Consider the following 20064-nt stretch of genomic DNA (forward strand, 5'->3'; position numbering starts at 1 on the left):
GCCGGGACCGCGGCGGCACCGACGTGAATCATGTTCCTCGACCCATGGAGGGGAGCTGTTGGACTCCCGGCGGGTCGTTTCAGAAGCCAGCAGGGAAACACGCGCTTACAAATTGGTTCCGCCAGCCATCTTCGAATAATCGCGCGTTCAGGGCATGATAGGCCCATGATGCAGGCCGACCCGCACACAGACTCCGTCGCGATGACGACACCGGCGACACCCCATATCCTCGTCGTCGAGGACGATCGTGAAATCTCGACCCTGATCGCGCGCTATCTGCGCGGGAACGATTGCCGCGTGACCCTCGCCGGCGACGGGTCCGAAATGGACCGGGCACTCACAGAATCGCGCATCGACCTCATCGTGCTGGACCTGATGCTGCCCGGCGAGGACGGCTTGAGCCTGTGCAGGCGCCTGCGCGAGACCTCGCAGATCCCGATCCTCATCCTGACGGCCAAGTCGGAAGACGTGGACCGGATCCTCGGGCTGGAACTCGGCGCCGACGACTACCTCACCAAGCCGTTCAATCCCCGGGAACTGCTCGCCCGCATCCGCGCGATCCTGCGCCGGGTCGCCGCCGAGGCGCCCGACACGGATGACCGGCGCCGCCTGCATTTCTCGGGCTGGACGCTGGACATCTCCCTGCGGCAGGTGCTCTCGCCCGAGGGCGCCCGCATCGCCATCACGGGGGCGGAGTTCGACCTGCTGCACGCCCTGTGCCTGCGCCCCGGGCGGGTCCTGTCGCGCGATCAGCTCCTCGACCTGACGCAGGGCCGGGCCGCCGGCCCGTTCGAGCGCAGCATCGACGTGCTGATCTCGCGCATCCGCCAGAAGATCGAGCGCGACACCCGAAACCCGGAATTCATCCGGACGATCCGCTCCGGCGGCTACCTGTTCACGCCCGAGGTCACCCGGTCATGAGCATCCTGCGCCGGCTGCGCGTCCGGTTGCGGCCGACGACCATCGCGGGCCAGATCGCGCTGCTCGTGGTGGCGGGCATCGCGGTCGCACACGTGGTCGCGACAGCCGCGTTCCTGCTGCTGCATGAATCCCAGAACCCGGACACGCTGCCCGGCGTCGCGGCGAGCCGCCTCGGCATGCTGGCCCGGCTCCTCGATACGGTCGATCCGGCGGCCCGGCCGGCGCTGCTGGCCAGCGCGCGCAGCCTGCCGCTGATCCATGTCGAAGCCTGGGACGGCAAGGCCCCGCCCGGGGCCGGGCCGGCGCCGGATCTCCCGGTCATCCGCCGCCTGCGCAACGGCGCCGGCCGGCCTGTCACGCTCGTCGATCTGTCCGGCGCCGACCCGGAGCAGGTGCGCTCCTCCGACCGGCTCCATGTCGGGATCGTCACGGCCGGCGGGGCGACGCTCCAGGCGACCCTGCCGAACGATCCGCTCCGGGGGCCGAAGCAGGGCGCCCTGATCTTCACCGTGGTGTTCCTGGCACTCACCCTGGCGCTGCTCAGCGTCTGGGCGACCCGCGCGCTCACGGCGCCGCTGAAGCGCCTCGCGGGCGCCGCCGAGGCGTTCGGAACCCGCGACGATCACGTGGCCCTGCCGGAAGCGGGCCCGCGCGAGGTGCTGGCCGTCTCCCGGGCGCTCGACCGGATGCGGCTGCGGGTGCGCCGCCTGATCGACGACCGCACCCAGATGCTCGCGGCGATCAGCCACGATTTGCGCACACCGATCACCCGCCTGCGCCTGCGCGCCGAGTTCATCGAGGACGACAATGCCCGCGCCGCCACCCTGCGCGACCTCGACCAGATGAACGGCCTCGTGGAGGCGGCGCTGTCCTTCGTGCGCGACGGTCAGGTGCGGGATGCCAGCAGCTTCACCCTGGTGGATCTCGCCTCGGTGGTTCAGACGGTCTGCGACGACTTCTCGGATATCGGCGCGCCGGTGAGCGTCGGCCGCAGCCGGCACGTGCTCGTGCGGGGCCGGCCCGAGGAACTGCAGCGCGCGGTGACGAACCTCGTCGACAACGCCGTGAAGTATGGCGGCCGCGCGGAAGTCCACATGGAGGCGTCCGAACGCGGAGTCCGCGTCTGCGTGCGCGATGCCGGTCCCGGCATCCCGGAGGCCGAGCGGGAAGCGATGCTGCAGCCCTTCGTCCGCGGCGACCGGGCCCGGAACCTCAACGAGGCGCGCGGCTTCGGCCTCGGCCTCTCGATCGTGCAGGCCATCGTCGAGGCCCATGACGGTCGGCTGGGGCTGGAGAACGGCCGCGAAGGCGGCCTCAATGCCGTGATCGAACTGCCCCTCGCGGCGCAGGTCTTCGCCGGACAGGCGGCCCGGCACGCCGCGCCGGCCGCGGCCGAGGCGGCCTGATCGACCCCGGCGAGGGCCCGCTCCGCCGGAGAGGACACCAATCGAGCGCGAGCGCGTCACACTCAGGACCGAGGGCCGTTCCCGAGCGTGACGCGATCCGGGCCGGGCCTACGCCGCCCGGATATGGCCCAGGAACTGGGCGACCTGGGCGCGAAGCTGCTCCGCGCGGGCCGCCAGGGTATCCGAAGCCTGCGCCACCGACGCGGCGGCTTGGCCGGCATCGTCGGCGACCCGGGCGACCTCCGCGATGTCGGCCGTCATCATGCCGGTCCCGGCGGACGCCTCGCTCATGCTGCGGACGATGTCCTGGGTGGTGGCGCCCTGCTGGTCCACGGCTGCCGCGATGCCGGTCGACACCGCGTTCATGGCCTCGATCTGCGAAGCGACCTCCCGGATGGCCGTGACGGCATCTCCGGTCACCGTCTGGATCGCCGCCACCTGCCGCCCGATTTCCTCGGTGGCGCGGCTCGTCTGGGTGGCGAGCTCCTTCACCTCGGCCGCGACCACCGCGAACCCGCGCCCGGCATCGCCGGCCCGGGCCGCCTCGATCGTGGCGTTCAAAGCCAGCAGGTTGGTCTGCCCCGCGATGGTCGAGACGATCCCGACGACGTCACCGATCCGCGTCGCCGCCGTGGCAAGGTCGGTCATGGTCTGCTCGGCGCGCCGGGCCTCCCCGACGGCCGTGGACGACAGGCCGGTCGCCTGCTCGACCTGACGGCCGATCTCCCGCACGGTCGCGCCGAGTTCCTCGGCCGCCGCCGCGACGGTATCGACGTTGCCGGCCGTCTGGCGGGCCGTGCCGGCGACGCTGGTGGAGCGTTCCGAGGTGCCGGCGACGGCGACCCGCATGGTGTCGGACGCATCCTGAAGCGCCGACACGGCCTCCGCGAGGTCCCCGGCAATGCCGCCCACGGACCGCTCGAAACCGTCGGCGAGATCCTGCAGCATGGCGCGCCGGCCCTCCTCCTCCCGCAGGCGCACGGCCTCGCGCGTCTGCAGTTGCTGGGCGGCGTCCTCCAGCGACATGTCGTGGATCGTCACCACGGCCCGGGCGATATCGCCGATCTCGTCCCGCCGCTTGCTGCCCGGCACATCGGTCAGCGCCTGACGGTCGGCGAGCGCCTTCAGGGCCCGCGTCAGCGCACCGAGCGGCGCGACGATCGAGCGGGCCATCAGGAGGCCGAGCACGGCCGTCGCCGCCAGGATGCAGAGGCCGATCAGGAACAACGTGTACGAGAGGGCGCGGACCGCCACGATCGCTTCCGCCTCCGACTGCTCCGCCACGATCGTCCACGGCGCGCCGAGCACGTTGAGCCTGGAGGCCGCCGCGAGGTGCGGTCCATCGGGGGCCATGAAGTCGAAGTTGCCGTCCGCCTTGAGACGATCGACCGCGATCCCCAGGGGTGCGAGACTGCTGCCAGCCTTCACGCCGGGATTCAGCGGCGGATCGCTGCGCAGGCGATCGTCGACGCCGGCGGCGAAGATCTGCCCCGTCTCACCGAGGCCGGTGCGCTTGGCGAGCGTCTGATCGAACAGGGCCGGCGTGACCCGCATGACGATGACGCCGATCCGCTCCGCCGCCTGCGCGGTTCCCATCGCGACGTTGGCGCGCTTGGTCATGGCACGCCCGATGAAGGCGGCCGGAACGCCATCCACCGGATAGGCACCGAAATCCTCGAACAGGACCGTGCCCGGCTCAGCCGTCTTCAAGCGGGCCACAAGGCGGGCGAGGCCGGTCTGCGCGAGGTCCGAATCCGAGACCGCCTTGGCGAAGTCGGCGCCCTTGGTGGTCGTGTAGACGATACGGCCGCCCTCATCGACGAAGAGCAGATCGGCATAGCCCGGCTGGGCCACGAGCTTGCGCGCCACCTCCTGCACCTTGATGTGCCGGCGCGCGTACATCGCGGGCATGCCGCTGCCGTCGAGCGCGACCCGCTCCGCGGCCGTCTGAGGCGCCCGGAAGGTCTCGACGAGCGCGGCGGTGTCGGGTTTTCCGAGGTCCAGGGTCTCGATCAGATCCGGGAAGTTGGACACGATCTGGGGATGGGCCGCGACCGCGAGCAGATCGGCCTGCATCCGATCCGCCACCAGTTCGATGCCGTCCCGGCGTGCCACGGCCGCCAATTGCAGCCGCTCCAATGCCGCGCGAATCAGTCCGGACCGCGCCGTATACCAGCTGAACCCGCCCATGACGGTCGCACTCAGCAAGGCCAAGCCGATGATCATCGCGGGAAGCCGCACATTTAACCGGGACAACAGGGACATATTTTTCTGCGACCATTTGAGGGGATAATCGCACGCTATATCGCATCATTGCCTTTAAGTTTTGGTGACGGCGACGAAGCGCGCCAAACAAGCCGATCAGAATCAACCTGAAAGATTGAATACTTGCGATCGCCGACGCCGATCGACCAAATTTGACTGCTGTTCGGACTTAACCATGTGGGCTGTAGAAGTCATAGATCGACGAAGACAGGTTGCGATAGATTTCGCCAGCGAGCCGCAACCCGTCCGCCGGGCCGGCGTCGGATCTCCGCCCCACCATCCGCTGCTCCGGCCGCGACGCGTCATCGAACAGCGGCCCGCCGCCTGCTAGAGCGGGAGGGGTTTGAAGATCTGCGGGAGACGGGATGACGAGCGAGGCCAGCCCCGGCGGGGAATGCCGCATCGCGCTGATCGGCGCGCCGATCGAGGTGGGGACCAGCGAACCCGGCGCGCTGATGGGGCCGACCGCCCTGCGCACCGCCGGCCTCGTCCGCGCCCTGTCCGATCTCGGCTGTTCGGTCACCGACCACGGCGACATCGCCCCCGATGGCCCGGCCGGAGGCCGCGGCCTCGATGCCGTCGCCGCCTGGACACGCGCGTTGTCGCGCATCGTCGAGGACGTGCTCGATCGGGGGGCGGTGCCGGTGACCGCCGGCGGCGATCACAGCCTCTCGCTCGGTTCGATCGATGGCGTCATGCGGTACTGCGCCCGGCAGGGCCGGCCGCTCTTCGTGCTCTGGCTCGATGCCCATGCCGACTTCAACACGCCGGAGACCTCCCCCTCCGGCAACGTCCACGGGATGCCCCTCGCCGCCCTGTGCGGGGAGGCGGGCTTCCCTCAGCTGTTCGCCGAGCCGGCGCCGCCCGCGCTCAGCCCCACCAGCGTCCACCTGTTCGGCCTACGCTCCATCGATGCCGGCGAGCGTGCCCTGGTCACGGCCCGGCATGTCGGCGTCACCGACATGCGCACCATCGACGAGTTCGGCGTGGTCGCGCCCCTGCGGAAGATCCTCGCGCAGGTCGAAGCCCAGGGTGCGCATCTCCATGTCAGCTTCGACATCGATTTCCTCGATCCCGCGATCGCCCCGGGCGTCGGCACGACGGTGCCGGGCGGCGCCACCTTCCGGGAAGCCCACCTGATCATGGAGATGCTGCACGATTCCGGCCTCGTGCGCTCGCTGGACATCGTGGAGCTGAACCCCTTCCTCGACGAGCGCGGCCGCAGCGCCAAGGTGCTGGTCGAGTTGGCGGCGAGCCTGTTCGGGCGTCGCATTCTCGATCGCCCGACCGTCCCCATCGAGGCGGTGTCGCGCGACGCGGCCGAGCGCGCCTGATGCACGATCCTCTCGCGGCTGCGGACCCTTCCCCACCCACACGCCAGCGCTCGAACGGCCGCGTCCATCTGCGCGCCGGTCCGGCAGTCGCGGGCGGGGCGACGCGGATCCTCGACCTGGCGGAGGCGGGCCCCGCGCGCCTGCGCTTCCCACGCGGGGAGGGCCCCCTGGAAGCCGTCTTGGTCAACACGGCCGGCGGCGTGGCGTGCGGCGACAGCTTCACGATCGCGCTGGATCTCGAACCCGCGGGGGACCTCACCCTCACCACCACGGCGGCCGAGAAGATCTACCGGTCCGACGGGCCGGTGAGCCGCATCGAGAACCGCCTGAGCCTGGGCGCCGGCGCACGTCTCGCCTGGCTGCCTCAGGAGACGATCCTGTTCGATCAGGCCAGGATCTGCCGATCCTTCGAGGCCGATCTCGCCCCCGCCGCCGCCCTGCTCGCCGTGGAGATCGTCGCCTTCGGCCGCGTGGCCCGGGGCGAGCGGCTGACCGCCGGTTTGTTCTCGGATTCGTGGCGCGTACGCCGCGCCGGCCGGCTCATCTATGCCGACACCTTCCGGATCGAGGGACCCATCAGCGACCTCCTCGCCCGCCCGGCGATCGGCGGCGGCGCGCGTGCCTGCGCGACGCTCCTCGACGTCTCCGAAGGTGCGGAAGCCCGCCTGGACGAGGCCCGCGCCCTCCTGGCGGCGGCGGATCAGCCGGGAATCGAGGCGGCGGCGAGCGCCTGGAACGGGCATCTCGTGATCCGCATCCTCGCGCAGGCCGTGGGTCCCCTGCGGGCCGTGACGGCTCGCTTTCTCACCCCCTATGGCGGTCGCCCGATGCCGCGGGTCTGGCAGTGCTGACGCGATCCTGCACAACGGCCGCATCGAAGCCGTTGCCTGGGGCCATCGACCTCTGCTAGAGACGCGCACCCGGAGCTGTCCGCCAAGCTCCGCACGGCGCCGACGCGCCGTCAGGATGGCCTCGTGGCGGAGTGGTTACGCAGAGGACTGCAAATCCTTGCACCCCGGTTCGATTCCGGGCGAGGCCTCCATTCTTCCTTCTGACATCAGACCTTTCGCACGGCCCGCGACGCTGCGGGCCGCGCAGCGCCCGTCCGAGAGACGGCGATCGCCTCCGGGCCCAAGGCTCAGGCGCCGTGGACCTGGATCATGTAGGTCTCGATCGCCTGCTGCAGGCTGTGCGTCCCGGTGTTCACCCGCGCCGCGCTGCCGCGCACCTGACCGGCCTGCGCCTCGTTGGAGGCGGCGGCGGCGCGCACGCGGGCGACGCTCTCCGACACCTTCCGGGCGTCGGCCGCAGCGCTCACGATGGCCCGGGCGATCTCCTGGCTGGCGCTGCCCTGCTGATCGGTCGCCTCCGCGACCTCCGATGCGATCAGGCTCATGCGGGCGATCGTCTGCGCGATGGCCTCGATGGCGCTGACGGTCCGGTCGGCGGCGCCCTGAATGGAACCAACCTGCCCGGTGATACGGTCGGTGGCGACGGCGGTCTGGCCGGCCAGCGCCTTGACCTCGGCCGCCACCACCGCGAAGCCGCGACCGGCGGCACCGGCACGGGCCGCCTCGATGGTGGCGTTCAGCGCCAGCAGATTGGTTTGCTCGGCAACGTCGCGGATGAGCGTCACCACCGCACCGATCTCCTCCGCCGCCTGGGAGAGTGACCGCACCGTCTGCTCCAGGCCCCGCGTGTCGGTCAGCGCCGCGGACGCGATCTCGCTCGTGTGGCGGACCCGCCCCTCGATCTCGCGGGCCGACGCCGACAGTTCCTCCGCGGCACCGGCGATGCTGTCGACGATGCCCGCGGTCTGGCTGGAGGCATCCGCCACCACGGTCGCCCGGGCCGCCATGTCGCTGGCATTGCCCGAAAGCGTGTCGGCCGCCGCCTGCATGGCCTCCGCGGACCCCGCGAGATCGGCGACCGCGCGCTGCGTCTCGCTTTCGAACGCGTCCGTTGCCGCCACCAGTTTCTCGGCCCGGACGCGATCGCGGTCGCGCCGGGCCTGCGCATCCGCATCGAGATCGCGTTTCTCGATGAGGGCCCGCTGGAAGGCCGCGATCGATCCGGCCATCTCACCGATCTCGTCGCGGCGATGCGTGAAGGGAATCGGCTGACCCAACGCGTTGTTGGCGAGAGCCGTCATGCTCGCCTTCAGGCGATTCAGGGGCTGCCGGACCTGCGTCAGGATGATCCAGATCGCCGCGAGCGTCCCGAAGGCGAGGGCGATGGCCGGTACGGTGATCAGCGTGATCCGCGCCTGCCTGCGGTCGGCGGCATCCGCGGCGCGCCGGGCGTTCAACCGGCTGAGCACTTCCCGCCCCAGCAAGCCGATCTCCGCCACCATGTGCTCCCGGTTCTTCACCGTCGCCTCATCGGTCGCCTGGATGAGGGCGGCTTTGGGCGAGACCGTGAGGCCGAGCTCGGCGGTGTCGTTCTGATAGGCGATGAATTCCTTCACGAAGAGATCGAACCGACGGCGCCGATCCTCGGGAAGCTGGTCCTGCATGGCTTCGAGAAACGGCACACGCACCTGCTCGACGGTGGCGAGCGCCTCATGGAGCGCGGACAGGCGGGTCCGGGCCTCGGTCACGTCCTCGGACGTGAAGAGCGCCGTCGCCTGCCCCACTGCGTGCTCGATCGCCTGCCCGAGCGCACCGGCTTGCAGCCCGGCATTCCAGATCTTGTCGGTCGCGGCCGCGCGCTCCTGCTCCAGGGCGGACTGGCGCAACGCGAAGATCGCGATGCCGATGGCCACGACCGCCAGGAGGCCGACGACGACTGAGAGCTTGAGGCCCAAGGAAATGCGCATGGAGGCGAGGCCGCTACTGCATGGGGTTCGACGAGAGGAGCCATACCGCGATCCGATGTCTTCCGCAGTGAACCGTAGCCGGCAAAAGCATAAAAAATTGAATGCTGCTGATTTTGACGAATTTATGCGGGTATTACGGTCCAGTCCCACGACCAAATCTCAGCTTCGTACCTGGAAATAACGTGATGCTCAGGGGCCAAACCCCGGTTAGAGCTTCGACCTCGCCGAAAAACGTCCTTCGATCCGGAATACGGCGCGTTGCGCGCGTGGCGTTCAGTCCAGTGGGAAGACATCCGGGACCCCGGGGGTGCCGGGCGGGTGCGACGAGGCCCCGGCCGGCGTCCCGCAACCGAAACCCCCGACCGCGGACGTCACGCCACATTGCGGGATTGGATGCTGCGATTGACATCAAAGCCCTTGCGTCCGGCAGCGCCGGTGTGTAGAGACGCCTCCGTGATCCCCGATAGCTCAGTTGGTAGAGCAGGCGACTGTTAATCGCCTTGTCGCAGGTTCGAGTCCTGCTCGGGGAGCCACCGATCCTCCTGACTGCCCAATGCGATTGTTACCGGCGCAGCGATGTGCCGATCGATCGACCGTCGTGCGCAACGCGGCTTAGCGAAGCGGCGACTGGAACGCGCTCCGGCCCGAACCCTACACGTTTGCGTCTGTGGCCGTTGCAGCCAACGCGCCCCACCCGCCCGCCTCGGCGCCCGCGGGCGATCACAGGGGAACCGTCCGCCGTTCCGCACGATAGAAGCCGCGATGCCATTGTGCTGATCGGTAGATTACATCCGCGAACTGGACTGCAAATCGGTTTGCGATCATATACAAAAAGACAATCGATCTAAAAAAGCTCGGCTTGGCGTTGGGAGTGCCGCACGTTGTTATTTCCGGGCTTCTTCCGTTTGTGCCTTGCCCTGGTGGTCGTCGTACAGCACTTCAGTCGCGTCAGCCTCGGCGATGCTGCCGTGTGCCTATTCTTCGTGCTGAGCGGCTACTGGATTTTCATCATGTGGGAGAAGCAATACTCCCACACACAGCATAGATATTTTACGTTCTTGGTCTCGAGGTTCTGGAGGATCGTCCCGACGTTCCTCCTGTGCTCGGCCATAACGTTTGCGCTGTATCCTCAGTACATTCCGACTGAGTACACCGCGATCGCGTCAAGCCTGTTCGTCATCGGGTACCGGAACCTGGAGCACTTGCCCATCGTGCCCGCCTGGTCGCTGGATGTCGAACTGCAATTCTATATCATATTTCCGCTCCTCTATCTGCTGTTCTACCGAGCCGACCGCCGCGTGGCCGTGGCCGCGTTGGCCTGTTGGGCGCTGCTCTCGGTCGCGATCCTCTACGTCAGGAGCGGCGCCGTGATGACGGAGCCGCTTCCGCAAATTCTCGTCCTCTTCATGATCGGCGCGGCGGCGGCCCGGTGGCGATGGGTCCCCTCACGGCGCCTGGTCCTCACATCGCTGGCCCTCGTCGTGGGGATGCTGGGTGTGGGGGCCGGGGTACCCGCCATCCGCGATATGATCCTCGGCGGAAGCAACGCCGGTGCGAACTTCGTCTACAATCCGGTGTTCAACCTGGTGCTGGCGCTCGCTGCGGTTCCGCTTGCGATATCGACGGTCCACGTGAAGTCGTCCAAGCTGGATCGGGCGTTCGGTGATCTCTCGTACATCGTCTATCTGATGCACTGGCCGGCATTCATCTTCGTCCACAACCACTTCGGATCGCTTCCGCCGGTGCAGAGGCTGCCTTACGCCGGTCTCGCCATCGGGGTCGTCTTCGTCGTCAGCGTCGCGATCTGGGCGGTGTGGGATCGGCCGATCAATCGGATGCGGCATGCCTGGGTGCGCAGCCGCATGAGGCTTGGCCCGGTGGAACAGGGCATCGGTCAACCGGCAGAGTGACCAAGCGGCCTCCGCGCCCGCGTCCGTCGCGGGCGATGGCCCGTGAATCGGATGGCCTTGGCGCGCCGATTCAAGGCTGAATAACCCGACCGCAATCGGCCGGCCAACGCGACGGCGTGCTTCAATTCCCAAGCCGGACGCGCGATAAATGCGGCATGTTGCGTCGAGTCGGCCACAACTCTGAAACAGACAGCCTGTTCATCGCCCTCGTGAACGAGCTCGCGACGGGGATGCTTCCGGCCGCCATCATGGCCGCAACTTACTGCGGCGTCGCGAGCTTCATCGCGTTCCGGCTCAAGTCTTCGGTCTTGCTGCTGATCGCCGTCACCGGCACGCTCGTCGAAGCCTCGAAATGCGGCCTCAAACGGCGCCACCAGCGCGCCCTCAACGACGGCCCGTGGACACGCCGGCGGGCGCTGCGCTGGGAGATGGCGCATGCCGCACTCACCTTCGGCTTCACGGTCCATATCGGCTGGGTCGCCGCGCGCGGGTTCCTCGCTGCCGATCCTGCGTTCCCCGTCCTCGTGACCGGACTGATCTTCGGCTACTGCTCGGGGGCGGTGACGCGCCTCGCCTTCAGGCCGCTCATCGCGAGCGCTGCCGTCGGGATCGTCACGGTTCCGGCCATCGCGGCGGCGGCTTACCGGGGCGATGCGACCAGCCTCGTGATCGCGACAATGTTCACTGTCTTCCTCTGCGGAGGCCTGGAGACCATCCGGTATCTCTACCTGAACACGCGTCGCCAGATCATCCTGCGGCACGATATGGCGACGCTCGCCAAGAACGATCCGCTGACGCATCTGCTGAACCGCCTCGGACTGCGCGAGGCATTCCGCGGCGTCGCCGCCGAGGCGCGCGGATCCGTGATCGCCGTGCATTGCCTCGACCTGGACGGCTTCAAGCCGGTCAACGACCAATATGGCCATGCGGCCGGGGATCAGGTCCTCCTTGCGATCGCCGACCGGCTGCGGGCCGTCGCCCCGCCCAGGGCCGCGGTCGCCCGTGTCGGTGGCGACGAGTTCGTGATCGTCCACGGACCGGTCCTGCAGCCCGGCGATGCGGAGCGCCTCGCCCTGCAGGTCGACCGGGCGATCGCCGAACCGTTCCTGATCCAGGGTCGGGAAATCCACATCGGGACCAGCATCGGCATCGCCACCGCGCCGCCGGGTTCGCTGGAACTCGATCCTCTCATGGCCGAAGCGGATGCCGCGCTCTACCGCGCGAAGGCGGGCAAGGGCGACGCGGCCACGCGGCGAGCGGCTTGTCAGACCATCAACCCGCGGCCGAACCTGCACGCGGGTGCGGTGTCCTGATTCGGCTCCCGGAAACGCAGCTTAGGCCGAAGCCGTAACGGGGCTCTCTCGAGCGCCGCCTGCGGGCAACGGGCGACGCTCGCACGGACGCGGATCAGGAGCGGCAGCCCCAGGAGAGTGTTCGACTGCGCGGTCTCGGTATGCGGCGACCGAATGCACCTCTCGGCCGATCGTGGCGGCGATGGAAGCCCGGGAGGTCAGGAGCGCGGCCAGGCCTGATCACGATCCGTATCCCGCCCGCGCCAGCACCGGCACGGAGGCGCAGCATGGCCCCGTTCCGGTGGTGGCACATCGGGTTAGCCGTTTTGCTGTGTCTTCAGACTGCTCTGCGCGCCCGACTCGTCCGACTGCGGATTGGCCAGCCCGCTGGTATTGCCGTCCGCGTCCGGTGAGGTGCCGGCCTCGATCTGCCGATTGCCGGCATGATCCTGATACTGCTCGGTCTGAACATTCTTGCTATCGAGCCCCCGCTCATCGCTGTGGCGCGACTTGTCCCGGTTGCTGAGCACCATGTTCTCCGGCAGCACGCCCTCCGGCAGTTCCGCGAGGGCACCGCTCCCATCCCCCTTGCCTTGCGCGCCCGGACCGACCTTGTGCCGACTTGCATTGGCCATGTTCACTCTCCGCTGCGAGAATTGGATTCCTGGACGGCGACGCCAAATGTCGTCGCGACCGGCCGTCAGCGAGCCTGCTGATAGCCCTGGTGGGTGGTATTCACCTTTGCGTTCCCCGCCTGCCCGACCTTGTCGGGGTCCTTCGACTGCGTGCCTGCCTGCCCTTAGACGCTTGGCGCCTCGGTCGCGCTTCCAGGCCCCTTGTCGGACCGGTTCGCCGGCGGAACGGGCGGTGGCTTCGTGGTCATGGGATCCCCGTCTGGGCGTGACGTTCGAGTGAAAGGCAAACCCGGAGCCGGCCGCATCGTTCCGGGCGAAGCCTTTCCTGCAAAGCTTCACGATCTTTGGCCCGTTTGATTGGGAGCAGAGCGCAACAACATTGCGTTCTATTTAGACCGTCGACATCAATATGAGCGTCAAACGGTGGCAGTTCTTCAGATCAGCTTGTAACGCCGGCACCACAACGCGATTGGCCGTGCGGGCCCTGACGCAACGTCGCAGGGGTTGGGGTGTGCGGGTCGAGCCGATACCGCTCCGAGCTTGCGGCGGGCACCCGACGTCCTGGTACGGCTCCGCGCGCTGCCGAACGTCGTGCTCCCGGTGTTCCTCGCCCACCCCCGGTCTGTAGCCCCGGTCGGTCCCGTACGGGCCAGCCGCCCCGGCAGGATTTGCCGCGCGGCCGATCCTGCCGGCCTCCCACCCGGACGGGTCCTTGAAATGCAAAGCGAATTTCTGGAACGCCCCGTGCCTGCCAGAACCCCGGCAAGAGTTCGAGGGCTGATCATGTCGGTGAATGCGGTATCGGGAACGAGTCTCAGGCAGGATCTCGTCGGCGCCCTGCGGCAGGCACGTGCCGCCAGCATCCAGCCGATCGACGCCAGCGGCTTCAGCACGGCGAGCCAGGATGCCGGGACCACGCAGGCCACCGGATCCGCACCGCAATCGACGAGCGCCGCGAGCCCGGCCCTGTCCAGCGACCTGATGGCGTCGCTCCTCCAGCTGCAATCCGATTTCAGCCAGATGGGCCTGCAGACCGGCGTCACCTCGGCCGCGGACTCGGAGGACGCGACCTCCTCCGGCCCCAACGATGCGGGCCAGGCCGCGACCGGTTCGGCCCCCGTCCATCACCATCACGGCCACCATGCCCGGGTGCCGGAGCCGGATGCCGAGACCGCGCAGGCCGGATCGTCGGCCAGCGCGACGGAGGCGGGTGCGTCCGCGAGCACGGACGCGGCCGCGACCGGATCTTCCGCGGGCACCGATGTGGGCGATGGCCTGCAGGCGCTGTTCCAGCAGATGACCAAGGCGATCGCCGCCTATGCCACCGGCGGCCCCGTCGGCGTCGCAGCCGCCGCGCTGACGAGCTCATCGAAGGCCTGAGCCGCCCGACGGCCGAACGTCTCTGGAGCAGCGCCGCCTTCCCTGGCATGATCAGCCTGTGTGGAGGCCGCCATGTCCCTGACCGTGCCCGTGATCCTCGGCAGCGTCCGGCGCGACCGTATCGGCATCCGGGCGGCGCGCTTCCTGATCGCACAGCTCGAAGCGCGCGGCCATGAGGCTCCTCTGGTCGATCCGGCCGAGCTGAAGCTTCCGCTCCTGGACCGGATGTATAAGGAATATCCGGCCGGCACCGCGCCCAACACCCTGGAGCAACTGGCGGTGCTCTACCGGCGCTCCGATGCGTTCGTGATGGTTACGGCCGAGTACAATCACGGCGTCCCGCCGGCGCTCTCGAACACGCTCGATCACTTCCTGGAGGAGTATTACTGGCGGCCTTCGGCGATCTGCTGCTACTCCGCCGGGCAATTCGGCGGCGTCCGGGCCGCGATGCCGCTGCGGGCGATGCTCGCGGAAATGGGCATGCCCAGCATTCCCTCGCTCCTGCCGATCCCCCGGCTGCAGGATGCCATCGCGGAGGACGGGGCGCCGAGCGCGCCGCGGCTCGAAGCGTCCGCGGCGCGCTTCCTCGACGAGCTGACATGGTACGCGGAAGCTCTCGGCGAACGCCGCCGGCGCGGAACGCCTTACTGACGAGGCCCCGAGCCCGTCAGGTGCGCCCCCGAAGACAGGACGCGGCAGCAAGTACCGCTGCGACGGCAGACCCGTTTTCGCTGTTGCAAAAAGGTGGCTGCACGCCCAGCCGAATTATGAGACCTTAACCGTGCTCCCGGAACACGGATTGACTCCGATGAAGATCGACGAACGGGCGCTCCTGCAGGAGCGCGTGCGGACGCTTGTCTTGCGTCATGCCCTCCAAGCCGTCCTCGACCGCTTGGCCGTCGCGACCCGAAAGGCCGGGCAGGATGCGGAAGCCGAGCTGCTGACCCTGGAGCAGTCCCTGGTCGCGGCCGCCCGCGGCCTCGCCGATCGGGCGAGCGCCCAGAAGCTGGCCGTACTGGTCGCCGTCGAGGACGCCACCGCGACGATCCGGGCGGCCTTCGACAACGCGCACGACCGGCTCGAACTCCCGGCCCCGCCGCAGCTCGCCCTCGTCGAGGCGCCGGCCGCGGTGGCCGCCTGACGCAGCGGGCGTGGATTACTGCTTGGCGCGGTTGATGATCGTCCAGAGCGCCCGGGCCACCGGTTCGGTCACGGTGCGACGGTACTTGCGGTGAACCAGCTGGCCGTTGTGGAAGACATCCTGCTCGACGTAGAGCCTCTCGCCGTCCCACCGGACGATGTTGTCGGACTCGATCGTCTCCTCGACACCGAGATCGCCCCGCAGGATCGAACTACCCGTCTGATTCAGCATACGCGCGTCCTCGCTCACGCCATCGATTCACGGGAGAGCGCGTCTACGGCCCGTGCCGCTCATCCTGCCGTGCGTCACGGACGGCTCTCCCCAGGGGCAGCATAGGAGGGCGCAGCCGGACACGCCAGCGATGCCGTCGACGCAAAGGGCGCTCCGTAACGTGGACAGCCGATGCGCGCGGCCGACCGGCTCGGCCGCAAGCCCCGCTGCAACGCATGTGCGCTTTTGCACCTCGATCGCGGGGCCACCATGCGATGCTTCATCTGCGTGCCAGGGCTGCACACGGGACACGTCCTGTGGCCCATGAGCCCGCCACGGAGGCGCTCATGCTGGTTCGCCCATTCCGCTTCGTCGCTCCGGTGCTGGCCGCCCTCGGTTTGATCGGCCTGCGCCTGCTCAGCCCGATCATCGGGCCAGCGACGCCCCCGTCCTCCGGTTCGGTCGAGGAGAGTGGCGTGGTGTTCCGCCACTACCTCTGACGCTCGGGCTCGGCCACTCAGCCGCGGCGATCGAGAACCGTACCGGGCACGGCACAGGCCGGCTGCGCAGCCGGTCCCAGGATGATGTCCCCCTGCTGCGGGTTGTTGACCGTGAAGGGCGCCGTCTCCTGAAGGCCGATGAAGCCGCGTCCGAGCTGCGGGACGAAGAGATCGCCCCCGAACCGCACGAAGCAGCGGTCGAGCACCGCTTCGTAATCGAAGGTCCGCTGCTCGACGGGCGAAGCGCCGGCCTGCGGAATGCCGCAATAGGCGGCGAGGTTGATCTGACCCGGCCGCGACAGCCGCATCGCCACGGACTGGCCCGGGAGCAGCACGGCCGGCGGCCCGCCGTCCTGACGCGCCACGAGGACGAGGCTCGACCGGTTGTAGACCCGGCGCAGGCAATCGGCCGATGCGGGGGAGGGGACCGAGGCCAAGCCCGCGAGAGCGAGCCCGATGCCGGCCCAGGCGCACCAAACACGCTTCGTCACCGCAAACCCTCCGCCGGACGACCGCTCGATCAGTATCGGCCGTGTTTCACTTGAACAGCGGCCAGCGTGGCCGCGCAAGACGAACGCTGCAACACGGTAGAGCGTTCATCCGCGCGGTGCCGATCGCAGCGACGGCGGTGGACAACCGCCCTCAGCGTCGCTCGTAGAGCAGACGGGCCCGGATCGTGCCGGGGATCGCCCGGATCTCCGCCAGCAGCGACTCGGCATCCGCGTCGGTGGCATCGGTCTCGAGAACCACGTAACCGACCTCGCCATCGGTCTGGTAGAACTGCGCGGCGATGTTGACGTGCCCGCGGGAGAACACGTCGTTCAGCCGGCCCAGCATCCCGGGCAGGTTGCGCTGGACATGGATGAAGCGCGTGCCGGTGGGGCGGGCGGGGAGCTGCACCTGCGGGAAGTTCACGGCGCCCACCGTCGACCCGATGTCCGAGTAGTCGACGAGCTTGCGTGCCACCTCGGAGCCGATGCGCTCCTGCGCCTCCTCGGTCGAGCCGCCGATATGCGGCGTCAGGATCACGTTCTCGATGCCCTGGAGCGGGCTCACGAAGGATTCCGTGTTGGAGCCCGGCTCCACCGGGAAGACGTCGATCGCCGCGCCCTTCAGGTGGCCGTCGCGGAGCGCCTGCGCCAGCGCGTCGAGGTCCACCACCGTGCCCCGGGCGTTGTTGATCAGGAAGGCCCCGGGCTTCATCGCGCGGATCTCGGCCGCGCCGATCATATTGGCGGTGGTGTCGGTCTCCGGCACGTGCAGCGAGACCACGTCGCTCTGGGCCAGGAGCTCGTGCAGCGACTTGGTCGGCTCGGTGTTGCCGTGGCGCAGCTTGTCGGTGTGGTCGTAGAACAGCACCCGCATGCCCATGGCCTCGGCGAGCGTCGAAAGCTGCGTGCCGATATTGCCGTAGCCGACGATGCCGAGCGTCTTGCCGCGCACCTCCAGGGAGCCCACCGCCGACTTGTCCCAGCGGCCCGCATGGGCGCCGACCGAGCGCGGCACGATCCGGCGCAGCAGCATCACGATCTCGCCGATCGTCAGCTCCGCCACCGAGCGGGTATTCGAGAAGGGCGCGTTGAACACCGGGATGCCGCGGTGGCGCGCCGCCTCCAGATCGACCTGATTCGTGCCGACCGAGAAGCAGCCCACCGCCAGCAGGCGGTCCGCCGCCTCGAACGCCGCCGCGTCGAGCTGCGTGCGCGAGCGGATGCCCACCATGTGCACGCCCTGCAGCGCCTCGTGCAGGGCCTCCCGGTCCAGCGCCTTCGGCAGCCGGGTCAGGTTCGTGTAGCCGGCGGCCTGCATCAGCGCCACGGCGCTGTCGTTGATGCCTTCGAGCAGCAGGACCCGGATCTTGTCCTTGGGCAGGGAGAGCTTGTCGGGTGTCATCGGGATCGATCGTTCGGCGATGGGTCGCGGCAGCCGCGCCGCCGCCGCCCCAGGGGGCTGCACGGCACGGATACGAGGCCGTTCGGTGCGATGCAACACGGATGGCGGCACGGCTGCCGCGCGTGCGCCGGCTCTCGGAACGCCCGAGTCCGCGCTCTGCGGCTGCGCCGGCCTGCCGAACATTCGGGCACTCCGACGCCCGAAACAGCACTGATTTCCGGAACCGGTCGGGTGCTGGAGCTTTCTAGGGCTCTATACTGTTCTTGGTCCTGCTCGGCGCCGCGCCGATGCTCAATACGGTCCACGCCTATGCACATCCGTACCGGCTTCACGATCAGCTTCGACACGTTCGGCCCGACGCCGATGACCCTGCTCCTGAACGTGCGCCCCGAGCGGCAGGACGACCTGATCACCCCCGAGGTCGTCACCTTCGATCCGCCGGTGCCCGCCCATCAGCACCGCGATGCGTTCGGGAACGTGTGCACGCGCCTCGTCGCGCCCGGCGGCCGGATCACGATGACGGCGGATTTCACGGTGGCGGATTCCGGCGAGCCGGACGTGGTCGAGCCCACGGCGCGCCAGATCCCGGTGCAGGACCTGCCCGACGATGTGCTGATGTTCCTGCTCGGCTCGCGCTACTGCGACACCGACAAGCTCTCGCAGACCGCGTGGTCGCTGTTCGGCTCCACGCCCGAGGGCTGGGCCCGCGTCCAGGCCATCGTCGACTACACCCACGAGCGCCTGCGCTTCGACTACCAGCGCGCCGACGCCACCCGCACCGCCCATGACGGCTTCATGCAACGCGAGGGCGTCTGCCGCGACTTCGCCCATCTGGCCATCGCGTTCTGCCGGTGCATGAACATCCCGGCCCGCTACGCCACCGGCTACCTCGGCGACATCGGCGTGCCGAAGGACCCGGCGCCGATGGACTTCTCCGCGTGGTTCGAGGTCTATCTCGACGGCCCGTCCGGCCCGCGCTGGTACACGTTCGACGCCCGGCACAACCGCCCGCGGATCGGCCGCATCGTCATGGCCCGCGGACGCGATGCCACCGATTGCGCCCTGACCACCAGCTTCGGCACGGCACTCCTGGCGCGTTTCGACGTCCATACCGACGCGATCGAGGGGACGGCGGACGCCCTGGCGCGGGCGGCCTGAGGGTCGCCCTCGACCCGCGTCAGGCCGGCTCGACCGTCTCGCGCGCCGGGGCCGCCTGATCGATGGACTGGTGCAGGAAGGTCGGGTCGAACTCGGCCACCGCCACCAGCTCATCCCAATCCTCGATCGTGAGGACGCCGCCGGCCAGCGTGACGAGGCCGCGCGTCCGGAGCGTGCGCAGAACCCGGTTCAGGTGGACGCTGGTGAGCCCCAAGGCGTCGGCCAGTTCCGCCTGCTTCGGCGCCAGGGGACAGCTCAGGCCGCTGGTCAGCCCCATGGTGCGCTGGCGAAGATACAGCTCGCAGAACAGGTGGGCCACGCGACCTAGCGCCTGTCGCCGACCGAGGCTCGTGATCCGTTCCCGGTAGTGGGCGGCGTCGATCATCGTGTCCCGCCACAGGATGCCGATCAGGCTCGGATGGCGCTCGAAGACGCGACGAAGCTCATCGTGGCTGATGAACGCGAGCGTGCAGGCCGTGAGCGTGGCGAGGTGATGATCCATCCGGTGCAGGTGCAGGCTCTGCAGATCCGGCATGTCGCCGGCGATGTAGAACGACAGGATCTGCCGTTCGCCCTCTGCCAGGGCGGCGTAGCGCGAGACCCAGCCCTGGAGAACGAGGCAGCATTGGGTCGAATGCTGCCCGAACCGGACGATGTCGTGCCGTGCCGGCATCGTCCGAACCGTGTGCGACAGGCCGAGGATCGCGGCGCGCTCGGAATCGGTCAGGTGCGCGCAGCTGTCGAGCTTCCGGGCCAGGAGTTCCAGGGGCGTTCCATAGGCTGTCGGCATCGCGCGATCAGGCATCGGTCGATCCGACCGGGCAGCGCGGCCCGGGATTCTGAGCGCCGTCGACGCAACCTGTTCCCCGTCCCGCCATGGTCCGCTTTCGCCCGAACTGTGCCGGCATCGACCCTAACCCCCGGTCGCGTTCCGCGTCCGACACGGTCTCCCGTCGAGGGGCAGACGTACAGCGCTCCCGTCCCGGCGGGCAAGCCTCGAACGGCGCGTTCAGCCTGTCTCCCGCGCTTCGGCCCGTTCGGTTGAACTCCCGGTGGTGTTGCTGTAAGGGACCCGGGTCTTCCGGACCCGCTCTCGCGCGCTCGTCTTCTGGCGCGCCCGCCGAGCCGTTCGGACGGATCGCCCTCGTCATCCGTATCGACGCGTCGGCAAGCCGGTTCTCACGGGATCCGGTCGCCTCTC

The 20064-nt window shown here is 68.9% G+C and carries 18 protein-coding genes, 2 tRNA genes and 1 pseudogene; 13 read left to right on the forward strand and 8 right to left on the reverse strand.

What is annotated here, in order from left to right; translation table 11 throughout:
* The first annotated feature begins 165 nt into the window (after nt 1-165).
* Nucleotides 166-921, forward strand: a complete 756-nt coding sequence (locus AAHG09_RS21190) for a response regulator (protein WP_342109472.1) — start codon at nt 166-168, stop codon at nt 919-921.
* Complete coding sequence (locus AAHG09_RS21195) at nt 918-2327, forward strand: ATP-binding protein (RefSeq protein ID WP_342109473.1); 1410 nt, start codon at nt 918-920, stop codon at nt 2325-2327. The genes AAHG09_RS21190 and AAHG09_RS21195 overlap by 4 nt, the downstream gene beginning before the upstream one ends.
* A 108-nt stretch (nt 2328-2435) precedes the next feature.
* Here AAHG09_RS21195 and AAHG09_RS21200 read toward each other — a convergent pair whose 3' ends face one another.
* Nucleotides 2436-4592 carry a methyl-accepting chemotaxis protein gene (locus AAHG09_RS21200; RefSeq protein WP_342109474.1) on the reverse strand — a complete coding sequence of 719 codons (2157 nt, stop codon included), beginning with the start codon at nt 4590-4592 and terminating at the stop codon, nt 2436-2438.
* Nucleotides 4593-4957: 365 nt separating this feature from the next.
* Between AAHG09_RS21200 and rocF the strand changes: the two genes are divergently transcribed.
* The 3 genes from rocF to AAHG09_RS21215 all read left to right on the forward strand — a co-directional run bounded on the left by rocF (nt 4958) and on the right by AAHG09_RS21215 (nt 6968).
* On the forward strand, nt 4958-5926 hold the full coding sequence (rocF, locus tag AAHG09_RS21205; RefSeq protein WP_342109475.1) for an arginase: 969 nt from the start codon (nt 4958-4960) through the stop codon (nt 5924-5926).
* Nucleotides 5926-6777: an urease accessory protein UreD gene (locus tag AAHG09_RS21210; protein WP_342109476.1), complete on the forward strand. Its 852-nt coding sequence runs from the start codon at nt 5926-5928 to the stop codon at nt 6775-6777. The genes rocF and AAHG09_RS21210 overlap by 1 nt, the downstream gene beginning before the upstream one ends.
* A 117-nt stretch (nt 6778-6894) precedes the next feature.
* Nucleotides 6895-6968: transfer RNA gene (locus AAHG09_RS21215), tRNA-Cys, on the forward strand.
* 96 nt (nt 6969-7064) lie between these two features.
* Here the strand turns inward: AAHG09_RS21215 and AAHG09_RS21220 are convergent.
* Nucleotides 7065-8744 carry a methyl-accepting chemotaxis protein gene (locus AAHG09_RS21220; protein WP_342109477.1) on the reverse strand — a complete coding sequence of 560 codons (1680 nt, stop codon included), beginning with the start codon at nt 8742-8744 and terminating at the stop codon, nt 7065-7067.
* 457 nt (nt 8745-9201) lie between these two features.
* On the opposite strand from AAHG09_RS21220, the gene AAHG09_RS21225 reads away from it, so the two are divergent.
* From AAHG09_RS21225 to AAHG09_RS21235, 3 genes are all read left to right on the forward strand, one after another.
* Nucleotides 9202-9277, forward strand: a tRNA-Asn gene (locus AAHG09_RS21225).
* Between the two features lie 348 nt (nt 9278-9625).
* Nucleotides 9626-10654 (forward strand): acyltransferase family protein, encoded by a 1029-nt coding sequence (locus tag AAHG09_RS21230; protein ID WP_342109478.1) that lies wholly within the window; start codon nt 9626-9628, stop codon nt 10652-10654.
* Nucleotides 10655-10809: 155 nt separating this feature from the next.
* Nucleotides 10810-11967, forward strand: a complete 1158-nt coding sequence (locus tag AAHG09_RS21235; protein ID WP_342109479.1) for a GGDEF domain-containing protein — start codon at nt 10810-10812, stop codon at nt 11965-11967.
* A gap of 296 nt (nt 11968-12263) precedes the next feature.
* Here the strand turns inward: AAHG09_RS21235 and AAHG09_RS21240 are convergent, their stop codons facing one another.
* Both AAHG09_RS21240 and AAHG09_RS21245 read right to left on the reverse strand, forming a co-directional pair.
* Complete coding sequence (locus tag AAHG09_RS21240; RefSeq protein WP_342109480.1) at nt 12264-12581, reverse strand: hypothetical protein; 318 nt, start codon at nt 12579-12581, stop codon at nt 12264-12266.
* A 65-nt stretch (nt 12582-12646) separates the two neighbouring features.
* Nucleotides 12647-12829, reverse strand: a pseudogene (locus AAHG09_RS21245) (hypothetical protein).
* Nucleotides 12830-13364: 535 nt separating this feature from the next.
* Between AAHG09_RS21245 and AAHG09_RS21250 the strand changes: the two are divergent.
* The 3 genes from AAHG09_RS21250 to AAHG09_RS21260 all read left to right on the forward strand — a co-directional run bounded on the left by AAHG09_RS21250 (nt 13365) and on the right by AAHG09_RS21260 (nt 15102).
* Nucleotides 13365-13961 (forward strand): cell wall anchor protein, encoded by a 597-nt coding sequence (locus tag AAHG09_RS21250; protein ID WP_342109481.1) that lies wholly within the window; start codon nt 13365-13367, stop codon nt 13959-13961.
* Nucleotides 13962-14033: 72 nt separating this feature from the next.
* Nucleotides 14034-14612 (forward strand): NADPH-dependent FMN reductase, encoded by a 579-nt coding sequence (locus AAHG09_RS21255; RefSeq protein ID WP_342109482.1) that lies wholly within the window; start codon nt 14034-14036, stop codon nt 14610-14612.
* Nucleotides 14613-14769: 157 nt separating this feature from the next.
* Nucleotides 14770-15102 (forward strand): hypothetical protein, encoded by a 333-nt coding sequence (locus AAHG09_RS21260; RefSeq protein WP_342109484.1) that lies wholly within the window; start codon nt 14770-14772, stop codon nt 15100-15102.
* Nucleotides 15103-15117: 15 nt separating this feature from the next.
* Here AAHG09_RS21260 and AAHG09_RS21265 read toward each other — a convergent pair whose 3' ends face one another.
* A complete protein-coding gene (locus AAHG09_RS21265; protein WP_244042332.1) occupies nt 15118-15333 on the reverse strand; it encodes a hypothetical protein in 216 nt (71 codons plus the stop codon).
* Between the two features lie 326 nt (nt 15334-15659).
* On the opposite strand from AAHG09_RS21265, the gene AAHG09_RS21270 reads away from it, so the two are divergent.
* Nucleotides 15660-15812, forward strand: coding sequence for a hypothetical protein (locus tag AAHG09_RS21270; RefSeq protein WP_342109485.1), 153 nt, complete (start codon nt 15660-15662; stop codon nt 15810-15812).
* A gap of 17 nt (nt 15813-15829) precedes the next feature.
* Here AAHG09_RS21270 and AAHG09_RS21275 read toward each other — a convergent pair whose 3' ends face one another.
* Nucleotides 15830-16303, reverse strand: coding sequence for a hypothetical protein (locus tag AAHG09_RS21275; protein ID WP_342109486.1), 474 nt, complete (start codon nt 16301-16303; stop codon nt 15830-15832).
* 151 nt (nt 16304-16454) lie between these two features.
* Nucleotides 16455-17705 (reverse strand): phosphoglycerate dehydrogenase, encoded by a 1251-nt coding sequence (serA, locus tag AAHG09_RS21280; RefSeq protein WP_342109487.1) that lies wholly within the window; start codon nt 17703-17705, stop codon nt 16455-16457.
* A 309-nt stretch (nt 17706-18014) separates the two neighbouring features.
* On the opposite strand from serA, the gene AAHG09_RS21285 reads away from it, so the two are divergent.
* A complete protein-coding gene (locus tag AAHG09_RS21285; RefSeq protein ID WP_342109488.1) occupies nt 18015-18863 on the forward strand; it encodes a transglutaminase-like domain-containing protein in 849 nt (282 codons plus the stop codon).
* A gap of 19 nt (nt 18864-18882) precedes the next feature.
* Here the strand turns inward: AAHG09_RS21285 and AAHG09_RS21290 are convergent, their stop codons facing one another.
* Nucleotides 18883-19668, reverse strand: coding sequence for a Crp/Fnr family transcriptional regulator (locus AAHG09_RS21290; protein WP_412760068.1), 786 nt, complete (start codon nt 19666-19668; stop codon nt 18883-18885).
* Nucleotides 19669-20064 lie beyond the last annotated feature (396 nt).

Source organism: Methylobacterium guangdongense (genome assembly GCF_038442355.1).
Classification (GTDB): domain Bacteria; phylum Pseudomonadota; class Alphaproteobacteria; order Rhizobiales; family Beijerinckiaceae; genus Methylobacterium; species Methylobacterium guangdongense.